Annotated in this window: 14 protein-coding genes; 4 read left to right on the top strand and 10 right to left on the bottom strand. The window is 65.2% G+C overall.

Translation table 11 applies throughout. The features are described from left to right. Nucleotides 1–24: 24 nt before the first annotated feature. On the top strand, nt 25–741 hold the full coding sequence (locus KF759_RS01555; protein WP_291222563.1) for a YebC/PmpR family DNA-binding transcriptional regulator: 717 nt from the start codon (nt 25–27) through the stop codon (nt 739–741). A 34-nt stretch (nt 742–775) separates the two neighbouring features. Here the strand turns inward: KF759_RS01555 and KF759_RS01550 are convergent, their stop codons facing one another. After that, nucleotides 776–934, bottom strand: coding sequence for a hypothetical protein (locus tag KF759_RS01550; protein ID WP_291222561.1), 159 nt, complete (start codon nt 932–934; stop codon nt 776–778). Between the two features lie 205 nt (nt 935–1,139). Here KF759_RS01550 and KF759_RS01545 point away from each other — a divergent pair, with 205 nt between their 5' ends. Together KF759_RS01545 and KF759_RS01540 are read left to right on the top strand one after the other, a co-directional pair. Then, on the top strand, nt 1,140–1,457 hold the full coding sequence (locus KF759_RS01545; RefSeq protein ID WP_291222560.1) for a hypothetical protein: 318 nt from the start codon (nt 1,140–1,142) through the stop codon (nt 1,455–1,457). Between the two features lie 271 nt (nt 1,458–1,728). Beyond that, nucleotides 1,729–2,193 carry a hypothetical protein gene (locus tag KF759_RS01540; RefSeq protein ID WP_291222558.1) on the top strand — a complete coding sequence of 155 codons (465 nt, stop codon included), beginning with the start codon at nt 1,729–1,731 and terminating at the stop codon, nt 2,191–2,193. Between the two features lie 96 nt (nt 2,194–2,289). On the opposite strand, the gene KF759_RS01535 is transcribed toward KF759_RS01540, so the two are convergent. From KF759_RS01535 to hutU, 7 genes are all read right to left on the bottom strand, one after another. Further along, nucleotides 2,290–3,003: a pseudouridine synthase gene (locus tag KF759_RS01535; protein WP_291222556.1), complete on the bottom strand. Its 714-nt coding sequence runs from the start codon at nt 3,001–3,003 to the stop codon at nt 2,290–2,292. Between the two features lie 89 nt (nt 3,004–3,092). Next, entirely contained in the window at nt 3,093–4,124 is a 1,032-nt protein-coding gene (gene recA / locus KF759_RS01530; RefSeq protein ID WP_291222554.1) for a recombinase RecA, read from the bottom strand. Between the two features lie 119 nt (nt 4,125–4,243). Further along, entirely contained in the window at nt 4,244–4,750 is a 507-nt protein-coding gene (locus tag KF759_RS01525) for a CinA family protein (protein WP_291222552.1), read from the bottom strand. Between the two features lie 105 nt (nt 4,751–4,855). Further along, nucleotides 4,856–5,302 carry an RES family NAD+ phosphorylase gene (locus KF759_RS01520; RefSeq protein ID WP_291222543.1) on the bottom strand — a complete coding sequence of 149 codons (447 nt, stop codon included), beginning with the start codon at nt 5,300–5,302 and terminating at the stop codon, nt 4,856–4,858. Next, entirely contained in the window at nt 5,299–5,718 is a 420-nt protein-coding gene (locus tag KF759_RS01515; RefSeq protein WP_291222541.1) for an antitoxin Xre/MbcA/ParS toxin-binding domain-containing protein, read from the bottom strand. The genes KF759_RS01520 and KF759_RS01515 overlap by 4 nt, the downstream gene beginning before the upstream one ends. Before the next feature lie 241 nt (nt 5,719–5,959). Further along, nucleotides 5,960–6,547 carry an aspartyl/asparaginyl beta-hydroxylase domain-containing protein gene (locus KF759_RS01510; RefSeq protein ID WP_291222539.1) on the bottom strand — a complete coding sequence of 196 codons (588 nt, stop codon included), beginning with the start codon at nt 6,545–6,547 and terminating at the stop codon, nt 5,960–5,962. A 125-nt stretch (nt 6,548–6,672) separates the two neighbouring features. Further along, a complete protein-coding gene (gene hutU, locus KF759_RS01505) occupies nt 6,673–8,343 on the bottom strand; it encodes a urocanate hydratase (RefSeq protein WP_291222537.1) in 1,671 nt (556 codons plus the stop codon). 137 nt (nt 8,344–8,480) lie between these two features. On the opposite strand from hutU, the gene KF759_RS01500 reads away from it, so the two are divergent. Next, nucleotides 8,481–10,391: a hypothetical protein gene (locus KF759_RS01500; RefSeq protein ID WP_291222535.1), complete on the top strand. Its 1,911-nt coding sequence runs from the start codon at nt 8,481–8,483 to the stop codon at nt 10,389–10,391. A 4-nt stretch (nt 10,392–10,395) separates the two neighbouring features. On the opposite strand, the gene hutG is transcribed toward KF759_RS01500, so the two are convergent. Then, nucleotides 10,396–11,178 carry an N-formylglutamate deformylase gene (gene hutG / locus KF759_RS01495; RefSeq protein ID WP_291222533.1) on the bottom strand — a complete coding sequence of 261 codons (783 nt, stop codon included), beginning with the start codon at nt 11,176–11,178 and terminating at the stop codon, nt 10,396–10,398. A gap of 44 nt (nt 11,179–11,222) precedes the next feature. Further along, a complete protein-coding gene (locus KF759_RS01490) occupies nt 11,223–13,193 on the bottom strand; it encodes a serine hydrolase domain-containing protein (protein ID WP_291222531.1) in 1,971 nt (656 codons plus the stop codon). Between the last annotated feature and the right edge of the window lie 136 nt (nt 13,194–13,329).

Below are 13,329 nucleotides of genomic sequence, written 5' to 3'. Positions count from 1 at the left end.
TCTATCGCATTGTCAGGAACTCCCATGGGCAGAGGCCCGAGCATCGAAAACCGCAAGAATGCCGAGGACGCGCGCCGCGGCAAGATCTTCACCAAGCTGATCCGCGAGATCACGATCGCCGCGCGCACCGGCGCCGATCCGGCCAGCAATTCACGCCTGCGCGTGGCGATGGACAAGGCGCTCTCGGCGAACATGCCGAAAGACACGATGGAGCGCGCGATCCGCCGCGGCTCGGGCGCCGACGGCGCCGACGACATGCAGGAGCTGCGCTACGAGGGTTATGGCCCGGGCGGCATCGCACTGCTCATCGATGCGATGACCGACAACCCGGTGCGCACGGTCGCCGATGTGCGCCACGCATTGACCAAGCATGGCGGCAACCTCGGCACCTCCGGTTCGGTCGCGTTCCAGTTCAAGCGTCTGGGCGAACTCGTGTTCGAAACCACCGCGGCCGGCAGTGAAGACAGCATCCTCGAATGCGCGATCGAGGCCGGCGCAGATGATGTCATCGCAGAGGATGGTCGCAGCAGCGTGATCTGCGTGCCCGAGCAGTTCGAAGCGGTGAAGGCCGCGCTCAAGGCAGCCGGATTCGAGCCGCTGCGCGCCGACATCGTGATGCGCCCGGACAACCGCGTCGCGATCAGCGGCGAGACCGAGGAAACCCTGCGTGATCTCATCGACTGGCTCGATGGGCTCGATGACGTGCAGGAGATCTATCACAACGCCGCCCTGCCCGATTGATCCACATCAAGGGCCGCGCCGCCCTAAAGCGCAATCATGAATGGCCCGAATCGTGATCGTGCCGGGCAAAGAATGCCGGCGCGCAGTGGACGGTGGCCAGAAACAGGGGACAAGTCATGAAGCAATTCGTGTTGTGCGCAACCACATGGGTCTTCTTGACCGTCGCCACATCGGCATCGGCAGAAAACCTCATCGTCAATCCAAATTTCACCAGCGACGTTTCTGGCTAGAGCAATGGCGCAAGCAGCCAGATCCAGTTCGATCCGACGCAAGACGCCGGCGGCTCGGTCAGTTCCGGCGCGCTGGCAATCATCGAAGCGGTTTCCGGCAGCAATCCCTATCTCGCCACCCAGTGCGTCGCCTCGCCGCCTGCACCCGACTATTCGTTCGGCGCCAAGGTGAAAGCAGACAACGCATTCGCCTTTGGCATGAATTGCGCCGCCTATGCATCGACCGACTGCAGCGGCTCGGAACTGGGCAACCAGGACGCCGACGAAGGCAGCCCCTATGGCAATGGCTGGGTGCCGCTGGACACATCGACACCGTGGACCTTGCCGGGTGGAACCGCCAGCGTGCAATGCGAACTGCGCGCCCTGATTCCCGTGCGTCGCGATGCACTCCAACCCGGCGGCGCAAACGTGTTGCTATGGGTCGACAATGTCTACTTCGGCCCCGGCACCACGCCGGTGTCATTGCAAGGCTTCAGCGTCGACTGAGCCACGCCACCGACTGGAAACCAGGAGACCGGAGCCGCGTCAGCACAGCGTGTCGACGCGGTTCCGCTTTTTCCGGACCTGCCTTCCTTCGCGAAGATCCGCACAGCCAAGACCGTCGCGGGAAGGCACCGCGCCGCGATACGCACCCGAAGCGCTCGCCGCCCTGTCCAATCAGCGGCAGTCGCCGGACGCCGAGGCCCATTTCCTTCGCATCATCCACGCACTGCAGGGTGACACTGTCACTGTCGAGGCTCATGGCGAGCCGATCCTGTTGCTCGACCAGAGTGGCTTCGCCTCGTTCAATGGTCGCGACCAGATCGCCTTGCGCGATTGCATCTGGAGCGCGCGGAACCAGGCCCCTGATGGCACGCGCCCCGCTTCGACTCCGAGCGAAAAGCCGCTTGCCTCGTTGTATCCAGCAGTCGACTCTCACGAAGGCTCGATCACGCAGTGCTACATCTTCCGAAACGGAGACTTGTCGTGTTTCAAGGCGCCGAGTGATCCCGAGGGCGCCGCAGACTATGTCGGCGGCAGCGCCGTCGATAGAAATGGCAAGGCGATTCCGGGCTCGGGCGAGGGCGATCGCAGTCGCGGCGGCGGCTTCCAGGTCGTTCCAGCAGGCGATGGTTCCCGCTACGGCCCGATTGGATACTCCTCCCACGGGGAGCTGTGGAAGTCCTGCATGCGGCAGAGGGACAAGGTCACAAACTGTTCGATCGTGCTGGTGGAGACTTGACCCGAGTCATCAAGCAAAGCGATCGACCCCGACCTGGCTGACGCGACCGCGCCAGGATGCCCCCACAAGCATCGCGCGGCATGACGGATTGAGTCGTCACCACTCGCTACGCTGTGGCAGCAGCCCCTGCAGCTCGGCGGGCGTCAGGTTGCGCCACTGGCCAAGCTTGAGCGCGCCGAGCTTGATGTTGACGATGCGCACGCGGCGCAGTTGCTTGACGCGGTAGCCGAAGGCTTCGGCCATCAGGCGGATCTGCCGATTGAGGCCCTGCGTGAGCACGATGCGGAAGCCGTACTTGGCGATGCGCGCGGTGCGACAAGGCTTGGTCATCTGGCCGTGGATGCGCACGCCACGCGCCATGCCGGCGAGGAACTCGGGCGTGACCGGCTTGTTGACCGCGACCAGGTATTCCTTCTCGTGGCGGTTTTCCGCGCGCAGGATTTCGTTGACGATGTCGCCGTTGCTGGTGAGCAGGATCAGCCCCTCGGATTCCTTGTCCAGCCGCCCGATCGGGAAGATGCGCTGCTCATGGCCGATGAAATCGACGATGTTGCCACCGACTTCGTGCTCGGTCGTGCAGGTGATGCCGATCGGCTTGTTGAGCGCGATGTAGACATGCTTGCGCCCGCCGCCGCGCGCCTTGCGCACGAGCAGCTTCTGACCGTCGACGAGGACTTCGTCGCCCTCCTCCACCTGGGTGCCGATGCCGGCGATCTCGCCATTGACCTTGACCCGCTTGGCGGCAATCAGGCGATCGGCCTCGCGACGTGAGCAGTGGCCGCTTTCGGCGATGTGTTTGTTGAGTCTCATCGGCTCATCCTATTGCGCATGCAAGCGCCCAGCGCGGCTCGCCACGCGCTGGGCTCAGCGTCCCTGAAATCCACGGCAGACGATCGCGCTCAGGCTTCCTCGACCTCGACCGCAGGCAGCGGCGAGGTACCGCCACGCACCAGCAACTTGGCGCGCAATTGCGCGTCTATCGCGGCGGCAATTTCCGGGTGCTCCTTGAGGAACATGCGCGTGTTGTCCTTGCCCTGGCCGATGCGGTCGCCGTTGTAGCTGTACCAGGCGCCCGACTTGTCGACGAGGTTGTGGGCAACGCCCAGTTCAATGAGCTCGCCTTCGCGCGAAGAACCTTCGCCGTAGAGAATCTCGAACTCGGCCTGGCGAAAGGGCGGCGCGACCTTGTTCTTGACCACCTTGACGCGGGTTTCCGAACCAATCACTTCCTCGCCGCGCTTGACCGCGCCGATGCGGCGGATGTCGAGGCGCACCGAGGCGTAGAACTTGAGCGCATTGCCGCCGGTGGTGGTTTCCGGGTTGCCGAACATCACCCCGATCTTCATGCGGATCTGGTTGATGAAAATGACCAGGGTTCCTGATTTCTTGATGTTTGCAGTGAGCTTGCGCAGCGCCTGACTCATCAGGCGCGCCTGCAGGCCGACGTGCGAATCGCCCATCTCGCCTTCGATCTCGGCCTTGGGCGTGAGCGCCGCGACCGAGTCGATCACCACCACGTCGACCGCGTTGGAGCGCACCAGCATGTCGGCGATTTCCAGCGCCTGCTCGCCGGTATCGGGCTGCGACACGAGCAAATCATCGACCTTGACGCCGAGTTTTTCGGCATAGCTCGGATCGAGCGCGTGCTCGGCATCGACGAAAGCCGCGGTACCGCCGTTGCGCTGGCAGGCGGCGATCACCTGCAAGGTGAGCGTGGTCTTGCCCGAGGATTCCGGACCGTAGATCTCGACCACGCGGCCGCGCGGCAGGCCGCCCACGCCCAGCGCGATGTCCAGGCCGAGCGAGCCGGTGGAGACGACATCGATCGCCTCGTCTGTCTTGTCGCCCATGCGCATCACGGCACCCTTGCCGAACTGCTTTTCGATCTGGCTGAGTGCTGCAGCGAGCGCCTTGCGCTTGTTGTCGTCCATCGCGGGTTTCCTCGTCGGTGATGGCGGCAAGATTGCCGCGGCAGCGTCTCAGAAACCGAGACGCCGCAAGATCGCAATTATCCCACAGCACCGACGCAGGTCGATCGGCAATCGGCGCGTCAGCTCGTAAGAATCCGCCGCACGCCATCGAGCGCCGCGGCCACGGTCTGGCGCCGCACCGCCTCGCGGTCACCGTCGAAATGGAAGACTTCGGCGTGCGCGTAACCGCCGCGCCGCTTCCAGCCGATCCACACCGTGCCGACCGGCTTGTCGGGCGTGCCGCCGCTGGGGCCGGCCACGCCGGTCACCGCCACCGCGACGCTGGCGCCATAGCGCGCGAGCGCACCCGAGACCATTTCGATCGCGGTTTCCTGACTCACCGCGCCGGTACGCTCGAGCGTTTGCGGATGCACGCCGAGCAAGGCTTCCTTGGCCTCGTAGCTGTAGGCGACCACGCCGCACTCGAACCACGCCGAACTGCCGGGAATGTCGGTGAGCACCTTGGCGATCCAGCCGCCCGTGCACGATTCGGCGGTGACCATGCTCAGACCACGTACCTGCAGAAGCTCTGCCACGGCACGGCCGTGACGTTCGAGATCGGCATCGCTCGAGATCGTTGCATTCATGCGTGACTGCTGCAGCAAGGCGCCAGGACGCGCGTGAAACCCGATTGTGCCCCGATGGGGTCGCTGGCGAAAGCCGCGCGGGCCCGCGATGGGTCGGCGCCGCGCTCATGAACGCCTGATCAGGCGCGCATCGAGCCTGAAGGGATGATTGCCGACGATGCGGATCGCACGCGCGTCGGCGTGCAGCGGGTTGATGAGCACGTTGCGGGCTTGCGGCAGGATCGCGCTGGGTATGCGCAGCAGCGCGGTGTCGCCGCGTTGCAGCCAGTCATCGCCGATACGACGCGACTGCACGAGATCCCCTTCCCAGCCCGGCTTGAGTCGTGGAGCACGTGTCCTCACCGCGTCGGGCACGCTGATCTCGAGCAGGCGCAGGTTTGTCGGAAATTCATCGCGCGCCACGCCCAGATGCACCAACACTTCGAGCAGCGCGCCTTCGGGATGTTCGCTGGTGTAGACGATGCGCCGTCCCTTGCCGTGCCAGCGCCCGGCCGCGAGCAGGCCGCCCTTGCCGTCGAGCGAGACGACCGAGCTCAACCGCCACAGGATCACGCGAAGATGCCGTGGCGGATCTGTTCGAGGCGCTCCCTGACCAGCTCGGTGCCTTGACTGGTGGCGAGCAGGCGCAGCGGCGCACCCTGCCCTGCGAGATCGATCGAATCGCGCTGCAGCCAGCGCACGGCCTTGGCCTTGTCGCCGAACACCTCTTCGGCCAGCGCAACCACGCCGGCCACGCGCGCCAGGCGATCGGATTCCTCGCTCGTGAGGACGGCCTTGTTCTTCAGGCGCCGCTCCAGCGTGCTGCGGCTGCCCAGCACCGACAACAACATCTGGCGACCCAGCCCCAGCGCCACCAGTTCCTCGATGGCTGCGGCCGGGATGCCTTCCTGCACGCGGCGCACCCATTGCGACTGGGTCGGCGCCTTGATCTTGAGAATGCGCTGCTGGCGCTGGAGCACGGCACTCATGGATGGCCTCACCGAATTGTCCAAATGGGCATTCAACATGCCCATCTGGACTATACACCGTGACGCCAACGGACGCCCGCGCCGCCGCGCTCCATCCGGGCCAGGGCGCAAGCCGCGGCTTGCAGCATCGGCAGCTTCAGTCCCTGCTCACGCGCGCAGGCCTGCGCGATCTCGTAGCCGGCATCGGCACGACGCATGACGGCGGTACCCGGAACCCGATTCTTGCCCAAGCCCTCGATTCTCAGCTGCGCAGCTGCAGTTCCAGCCAGGGGTTCATGCACACGTCCAGCACGAGATGAATTCGTTCGCTCTCGCCGTCGTTGCGAACGGCATGCGGATCTGCCAGACGCAGGTACCAGGCTTCACCCGGCAGCATATTGACGAGGGTCCCGTTCAACAGGAACCTCACCTGGGGATTGCTGGTGATGGGAACGTGGATGCGGGCCACGCCCGCCTCGGCCATCAGGTCGTGGTCGCGGTGCTCATGGATGCATGAACCAGGACCCAGGCGCATCAAACGCACAACCTTGAGGGGGCAGCGAAAGCATTCGATCACGCGGCGCAACGCCGGGCTGCGATCAAGCCATGGCGTGTCGACGAAGGCCGTTGCGGCAGGATCGGAATAGATCATGCGGATTGGATGCGTCTCACCGGCCGGCGCACGCAGCGGCAGAACGCTCCAGTCGCCGGAATAGTTCTGCCGCACGAAATGCTCGGTCCACTCGGTCTTCAGCAGTCGGGCCAGATCGCCCACCATCGCCGGTACGTCGAATGTCAGGGGCAAACGCACCCGATCAGGAAAACGAAACACCGGCTCCGCGGCAAGCATCAGAATCTACCCCGCACAGGTCGGCGCACACACGAAACCGGCTTGCAGCCCACGCGCACAGGCGCGCCACGGTGCCGCGGATCCCGATCCGAATCGAACATGCCTGATGCTCCGCTGCGCGTCACTCAACCCATTGGCAATTTCAGTCCCTGCTCGCGGGCGCACTGCTGCGCAATTTCGTAGCCGGCATCGGCATGGCGCATCACGCCGGTGCCGGGATCGTTCCACAGCACGCGCGCGATGCGCCGATCGGCATCGGCGCTGCCGTCGCAGACGATCACCACGCCCGAATGCTGCGAGTAGCCCATGCCGACGCCGCCGCCGTGGTGAAAACTCACCCAGGTCGCGCCGCCTGCGGAATTGAGCAGGGCGTTGAGGATCGGCCAGTCGGATACCGCATCACTGCCATCGCGCATCGCCTCGGTCTCGCGATTGGGCGAGGCCACGCTGCCCGAGTCGAGATGATCACGCCCGATCACGATCGGCGCCTTGAGCTCGCCCTTGCGCACCATCTCGTTGAAGGCCAGCCCGAGCTTGTGGCGCAGTCCCAGGCCCACCCAGCAGATGCGCGCGGGCAAGCCCTGGAAACTGATGCGTTCGCGCGCCATGTCGAGCCAGCGGTGCAGGTGCGCATCGTCCGGGATCAGTTCCTTGACCTTGGCGTCGGTCTTGTAGATGTCTTCGGGATCACCCGAGAGTGCGACCCAGCGGAACGGGCCGATGCCGCGGCAGAACAGCGGGCGCACGCAGGCCGGCACGAAGCCGGGAAAGTCGAACGCGTTCGCGCAACCCTCGTCCTTGGCCATTTGGCGGATGTTGTTGCCGTAGTCGATGGTCGGAATGCCCTGCGCATGAAAGGCGAGCATCGCCTCCACGTGCACGCGCATCGACTTCTTGGCGGCATCGCGCACCGTGTCCGGATGGGCCTTCTGCTCGGCCAGCCATTGCTCCACGCTCCAGCCAATCGGCAGGTAGCCATGCACGGGATCGTGCGCGCTGGTCTGGTCGGTCACGGCATCGGGCCGCACGCCGCGACGCACGAGCTCGGGCAGGATCTGCGCCGCATTGCCGAGCAGCGCGATGGATTTGGCCTCGCCCGCCTTCGTGTATCTGGCAATACGCGCGAGCGCGTCATCGAGGTCCTCGGCCTGCTCGTCGACATAGCGCGTCTTCAGGCGGAAGTCGATGCTCGATTGGCGGCATTCGATGTTGAGCGAGCACGCGCCGGCGAGGCTCGCCGCGAGCGGCTGCGCGCCGCCCATGCCGCCCAGGCCCGCGGTGAGGATCCAGCGGCCCTTCCAACTGCCGCCGTAGTGCTGGCGCGCGAGTTCGACGAAGGTTTCGTAGGTGCCCTGCACGATGCCCTGCGAGCCGATGTAGATCCATGAGCCGGCCGTCATCTGGCCGTACATCATCAGGCCCTTGCGATCGAGCTCGTTGAAGTGCTCCCAGGTTGCCCAGTGCGGCACGAGGTTGGAATTGGCAATCAGCACGCGCGGCGCATCCTTATGCGTGGGGAACACGCCGACCGGCTTGCCCGACTGCACCAGCAAGGTTTCCTCGTCGCCCAACTCACGCAAGCTGCGCAGGATTGCGTCGAAACATTCCCAGTTGCGCGCGGCACGGCCGATGCCGCCATAGACGACCAGTTCGTGCGGGTTCTCGGCCACCTCGGGATCCAGATTGTTCTGGATCATCCGGAATGGCGCCTCGGTGAGCCAACTCTTGCACGTGAGCGTGTTGCCACGCGGCGCGCGGATCGTGCGCGTGGTGTCGATGCGGGTCGGGGCGTTCATCGGAATCTCCGCTGGCGATCGAGCATTATAGGCGCAGCGTTCGGCGCGCCGTTGCGGCGTGCCCCGAGGCCTGTCCTGCCGGGCCGCCCTCTTGCGCCTTGACCCTTGCATGCCCTCACAACCGCAAGGAGTCTCCGATGATCCGCTTGACTACCGCGCTCTTGATACCCCTTGTGGTCCTCGCAGCGCCTGCGCAGGCGCTCACCTTGAGCGTCGGCACGGGTGCGGGCTGCGATTACCCGACCTTGCATGACGCCTTCGTGGCGATCCGCACCCAGCCAGGCGAGCACCATATCCATATCCGCACCGAAAACTATGCGACTCCGAACGGTACCGGCTACGTGCCGGCGGTGGCGCAATCCGGCGTCTTCCTCGAAGGTGGCTACGCAGAATGCACCGATGCAGCGCCGAACAACGATCCGGGTGCACCGGTTCCGGTGTTCAATGCCGCTGGTGGCGCAGCGACGCATGCGCTGGACCTCTGGCTCGATGGTCTCGTCGGCACTTTCCAGCTGCGCCGCATGCAGATCACCGGCGGCGATGCCTTCAACGGCAGCGACGAGCGCAACAATGTCGGTGGCGGGCTGATGGTACGCGGCCCGGCTTCGGTCCTGCTCGGGCGCGGCCTCGTCATCCAGGGCAACGGTGCGGGACGCGGTGGTGGCGTAGGGCTGGTCGGCGGACCGGTCAATACCGGCTCGACCGTCGCCAAGGTCGACCTCTACATCACCGAGGGCGCGCAGATCATGAACAACAGCGCCGCTGCCGAGGGCGGCGGCATCTACTGCGGTGGTGCCACGGAGCTCGGCCAGCCCTCGGTCAAGCGCCACGGCACGATCGTGCTGGTCGATGGCATCATCGGCTTCAATCAGGCTTCGACCGGCGGCGGTTTCCACTGTTACGGCAGCGTCGAAGGGGGCGGCGGCTTCCAGCCGCGTCCCTCTGCCGGCAGCGCCGCCCTGGTGATCGGCAACCAAAGTCACGCGCAGGCCTGCGGCGCCGGCAACGCCACGCTGGATGCTTCGCTGCCGACCGATGCCGAAGGTTACCGGAAGCTCGGCGCAGCAGACGGCAGCAACGGCCTGCTTGCGATCGTCAACAACACCGGCATCCATCCGGGTCTGTGCCTGTCGGGGAGCTATCTGCTTGGCACGAACAATCGACCGCGCGGTCCCAGCCGCTTTCGCCTGCAAAACCTCTACGTCGGCGGGCAACGCGGCGAGGGCGTCAATGGCCTGTTCCTCAGCGATGGACTTCAGCTGCGCGTGCAACCCTCGGGTCGCACCACCACGTGCGAGTTCTTCAACCCGCTGAAGTCGTGCGTGACTTTCGAAAACAATGCGTACGAGGCCCAGTCCGGCACACCGCTTGTGGCCGCCAGTTTGATCTCCGACTGGGGCCTGACGACTGCGGCGGACATTGAACTGGTCCGCGCCACCCTGCGCGACAACACGGCGTATATCGCCTTGCTGACCCAGTCCGGCGGCATGATGAAGATCCAAAGCAGTATCTTCACCGACAACACCGTGCTGCCGCGGACGGGCGATACGGCGGGAACCGGGCTTTTCACCGCTCACAACGACGGCAAGATCCGCATCGAACACACGACCATCGTGATGGACACGCCACTCGATCGCTTCGTCCAGCTTTACGACAGCGGCAGCGCCGTTGCGCGCGCCAGCATCTTCTCATCCAGCGTGGCACCGGCTCCGGTCAGCGTCAGCGTCGGTAGCGGCGCGTTGCCAAGCCAATTCAGTCGCGAATGGTGCGGCTTCTTCCAGAATGCGTCGGACTTTGCTTCGCATACGCAGGTGAGCGATCCGACCTCGGGCAGCTTCACGGTGCTGCCGCCGAGCGCGCTGCAGCTCGACCCGGTCACTCACGCACCCGGCCCGGATCTGGTTGACCGCTGCACGCCGTCGGTAACCCATGACTATCACGGTGCCGAGTTCGGCAGCTTGTCGTACTACCCGACCGATCCGCCGGCTGACATCGGCGCGGTCGAGAACCGCGATGATGTGATCTTCGAGAACGGGCTCGAAAGCTGAGCGCTCAGTCGGCGAGGCAAGTCTCAAGCAATGCGCGGATCAAGGCCTGCACCGGCGCGGCACGCTCGGGCAGATACTCGAACGATTCCTCATCCATGTAGATGCACTGCGCCAGTTCCAGTTGGATCGCATCGATGCCCGCTTCGGGCGCACCATAGTGCCGCGTAATGTGACCGCCCTTGAAGCGGCCGTTGACGACGTGCGTGTACTGTTGCTGCGTACCCAGCAGCGCACTCAGCCGCTCCTGCAAGGCCGGCGCGCAGCTTGCCCCATTGGCGGTGCCGAGGTTGAAATCGGGCAGGCGGCCTTCGAACAGGAAGGGCACGCGACTGCGGATCGAATGGCCATCCCAGAGCACCGCGCGACCGTGCTGCGCACGCAGGCGCGCCAGCTCACCAGCGAGCGCGTCGTGGTAGGGCCGCCAGTAGCGATCGACGCGCAAAGCGATCTCGTCTGCCGAAGGCTCCTGCCCGGCGAGGTACACCGGTTCTCCGGTGAACTGCACACTTGGGCACAGACCGGTGGTGTTTTGTCCCGGATACAACGAAACATCGTCGGGTGGCCGATTGAGGTCGACCACGTAGCGCGAATGGCGCGGCACCAGCACCGAGGCGCCCAGCTCACGCGCGAAGTCGTACAACTGCGCCACGTGCCAATCGGTATCGGGCACGCGCTGCGCCGCGGGCGTGAGCCGCGCGGCAATGTCGGCGGGAACTTCGGTGCCGTTGTGCGGCAGGCTGACGAGCAGCGGCGCCGAGCCGCGATGGAGGCTGAAGATCTCGTTCATCGCGCCATCGTAACCGGATCCCACGTCACGCGGGCAGCGTGCAATCAGCCCAGCGTCAACGGTGCCAGAAGCACGTTCCATCGCGCCAGCAGCAGCACCATGAACAGCATGATCAGCAGCACCACGACATGGCGCAGCTTGCGCGAGAACCTCCAGCTGCGCGCGCGCAGCGCTGGCCACGCTGCGAACAACGCCAGCACGGTTGCCACCGCGGCGATGTACGCCAACACGACTGCCACCCGAATCATCGTGGTTGGATAGTCGAACAGGATCGCATCGCCACCCTGACTTGCCTGGACCAACGCCAGCACCGCGACCACCACCCACAGCAGCCAGGTGAACGCCGCAAACAAGAGCCAGGCCGCCGCGCCGCGACCTTCGCGCAGGCGCTGGCGCAGCGCGCGACGATGCCAGGCGATGATCAGCACGCCAATCGACAGCAGCACGAGCAGGCCCAATGCCAGCACCAGCGCGCCGGTCGAATCGATCCAGCCGATGCGATCGGAAACGACGTGGCCGTAACTCGTGGCCAGCGTGGTGATGACACCATCGACGGCGGGTTTGAACGCAATCGTGCTGCCATCGTCGAGATTGCGGAAGGCGCCATCGCCGAGCGCGACATGACGATGCGCCGAGCCACCGGCGCTGACGATCAGGCTCGAATCAGGGCCGGTTGCGACTTCGATGTCGTTGCCGATCGCGATGAAGAATTTCTCCAGCGTGGTGTAAGGCCGACGCTCGGGGCGATAGCTGCCGGCATAACGCGCAAGTTCCTGCGCGCTGAGCTTGACCGGCGCCGCGCCCTCGTTGCGCGCATCGGGCAGGATCTGCTCGAACACCAGACGCGGCAGGATGCTCGAAAGCGGTCGGCCGGTCTCGGTATTGGTCGAAATGAACACGCCGAGGCCGGCGTCGGGCAGCACCACCATGTTCGAGAAGAACAGGCCGGTCGCACCGCCGTGTTCGAGACTCAGGTGTTTGCCGTAGCGTTGACGAAAGAAGCCATGCGCGATTCCGGCTACTGCATCGGCATTGCGGAAATCGACGCTGGCCATGCGCTCGAAACTTGCCGCGTCAAGAACCGTCGCACCATCGAGGCTGCCCTGGTTGAGCAGCATGCGCATCCAGCGCGCCATGCCCGCGGCGCTCGCCGAGCCGGCGCCGGCCGGGCCGTTGTTGCTGATGTGCTCGAATGGCGCAACGGCATAGAACCCGTCCTTGCGCTGGAAACCGGCCGAAAACTCGGCCGCGCGCGCGGGAGCAATGGCGCGCGCATCCTCGACGGACATGGGTTCGCGGAAGGTGATCGACTGCGTGCCCAGCGGTTCGATCTCGTGCTTGTCGACATAGCTCTCGAACGGCTCACCCGACACCTGCGCGACCAGTGCACCGAGCAGAGCCACCGAATAATTGGAGTAGACCGCATGCAGGCCCGGCGGCCGCACCCGATGCGGCCGATATCTGGCCAACTGTTCGATCAGGGCCGGCACCTCGGGCCCGTGCACGAACAGATGGCCAAGTGCCGTATCCTCGAAACCGGCGGTATGGGTCATGAGGTTTTCGACCGTGACCGGGCCGTAGCCCTCGGCCGGGATCGCCAGTTGCGCCGGCAGGTAGGCATTGGCATCGCGGTCGAGTTCGATCTTGCCGGCAGCGGCGAGCTGCATCGCCGCGACATAAGTGAAGGTCTTGGAAATCGAGCCGATGCGGAACAGCGTGGTCTGCGGATCGACCGCGCGTTGCGGATCGAGACCGGCGATGCCGTATCCCTTCTGCAGCAACACGTGATCCCGATCGACCACGGCCACGGTCACGCCGGCGATGTGGTCCTTGGCCATGTACGCTGCGACGACACCATCGATGAAGGCTTCGAGCGAAACCGACTTGGTTGTCGTCTCGATCGAATCCGTGGCGGGCGGCGCTGCGGGTGGTGGCGCTGTTGCGGCCTCGGTCGCGGGCGGTGTTGGTTTGTCGGCCTGCAAGGCCTCGGGCATTTGCGCCGAAACTGCGCCCACGCCCAATCCCCAGGCGAGCAGCAGGCCAAAACAGACGCGGCAAGACGATCGAGCCGCGCGCAGCATCCCCATCAAGCCCATGCCCCACCCCAGACGCCAATCGATCTGCCGATTGTGCGCCGAATGCGCATACGCA

Source organism: Dokdonella sp., assembly GCF_019634815.1.
Taxonomy (GTDB): domain Bacteria; phylum Pseudomonadota; class Gammaproteobacteria; order Xanthomonadales; family Rhodanobacteraceae; genus Dokdonella_A.
This window is presented reverse-complemented; position numbering and strand designations above follow the sequence as displayed.

Excerpts from the sequence above, each read along its gene's own strand:
- KF759_RS01525 (WP_291222552.1), bottom strand. The coding sequence starts at position 4,750 with ATGAATGCAACGATCTCGAGCGATGCCGATCTCGAACGTCACGGCCGT.
- KF759_RS01500 (WP_291222535.1), top strand. The coding sequence starts at position 8,481 with ATGATCCGCTTGACTACCGCGCTCTTGATACCCCTTGTGGTCCTCGCA.
- hutU (WP_291222537.1), bottom strand. The coding sequence starts at position 8,343 with ATGAACGCCCCGACCCGCATCGACACCACGCGCACGATCCGCGCGCCG.
- recA (WP_291222554.1), bottom strand. The coding sequence starts at position 4,124 with ATGGACGACAACAAGCGCAAGGCGCTCGCTGCAGCACTCAGCCAGATC.
- KF759_RS01535 (WP_291222556.1), bottom strand. The coding sequence starts at position 3,003 with ATGAGACTCAACAAACACATCGCCGAAAGCGGCCACTGCTCACGTCGC.
- KF759_RS01515 (WP_291222541.1), bottom strand. The coding sequence starts at position 5,718 with ATGAGTGCCGTGCTCCAGCGCCAGCAGCGCATTCTCAAGATCAAGGCG.
- KF759_RS01555 (WP_291222563.1), top strand. The coding sequence starts at position 25 with ATGGGCAGAGGCCCGAGCATCGAAAACCGCAAGAATGCCGAGGACGCG.
- KF759_RS01510 (WP_291222539.1), bottom strand. The coding sequence starts at position 6,547 with ATGCTTGCCGCGGAGCCGGTGTTTCGTTTTCCTGATCGGGTGCGTTTG.
- KF759_RS01550 (WP_291222561.1), bottom strand. The coding sequence starts at position 934 with ATGAGGTTTTCTGCCGATGCCGATGTGGCGACGGTCAAGAAGACCCAT.
- hutG (WP_291222533.1), bottom strand. The coding sequence starts at position 11,178 with ATGAACGAGATCTTCAGCCTCCATCGCGGCTCGGCGCCGCTGCTCGTC.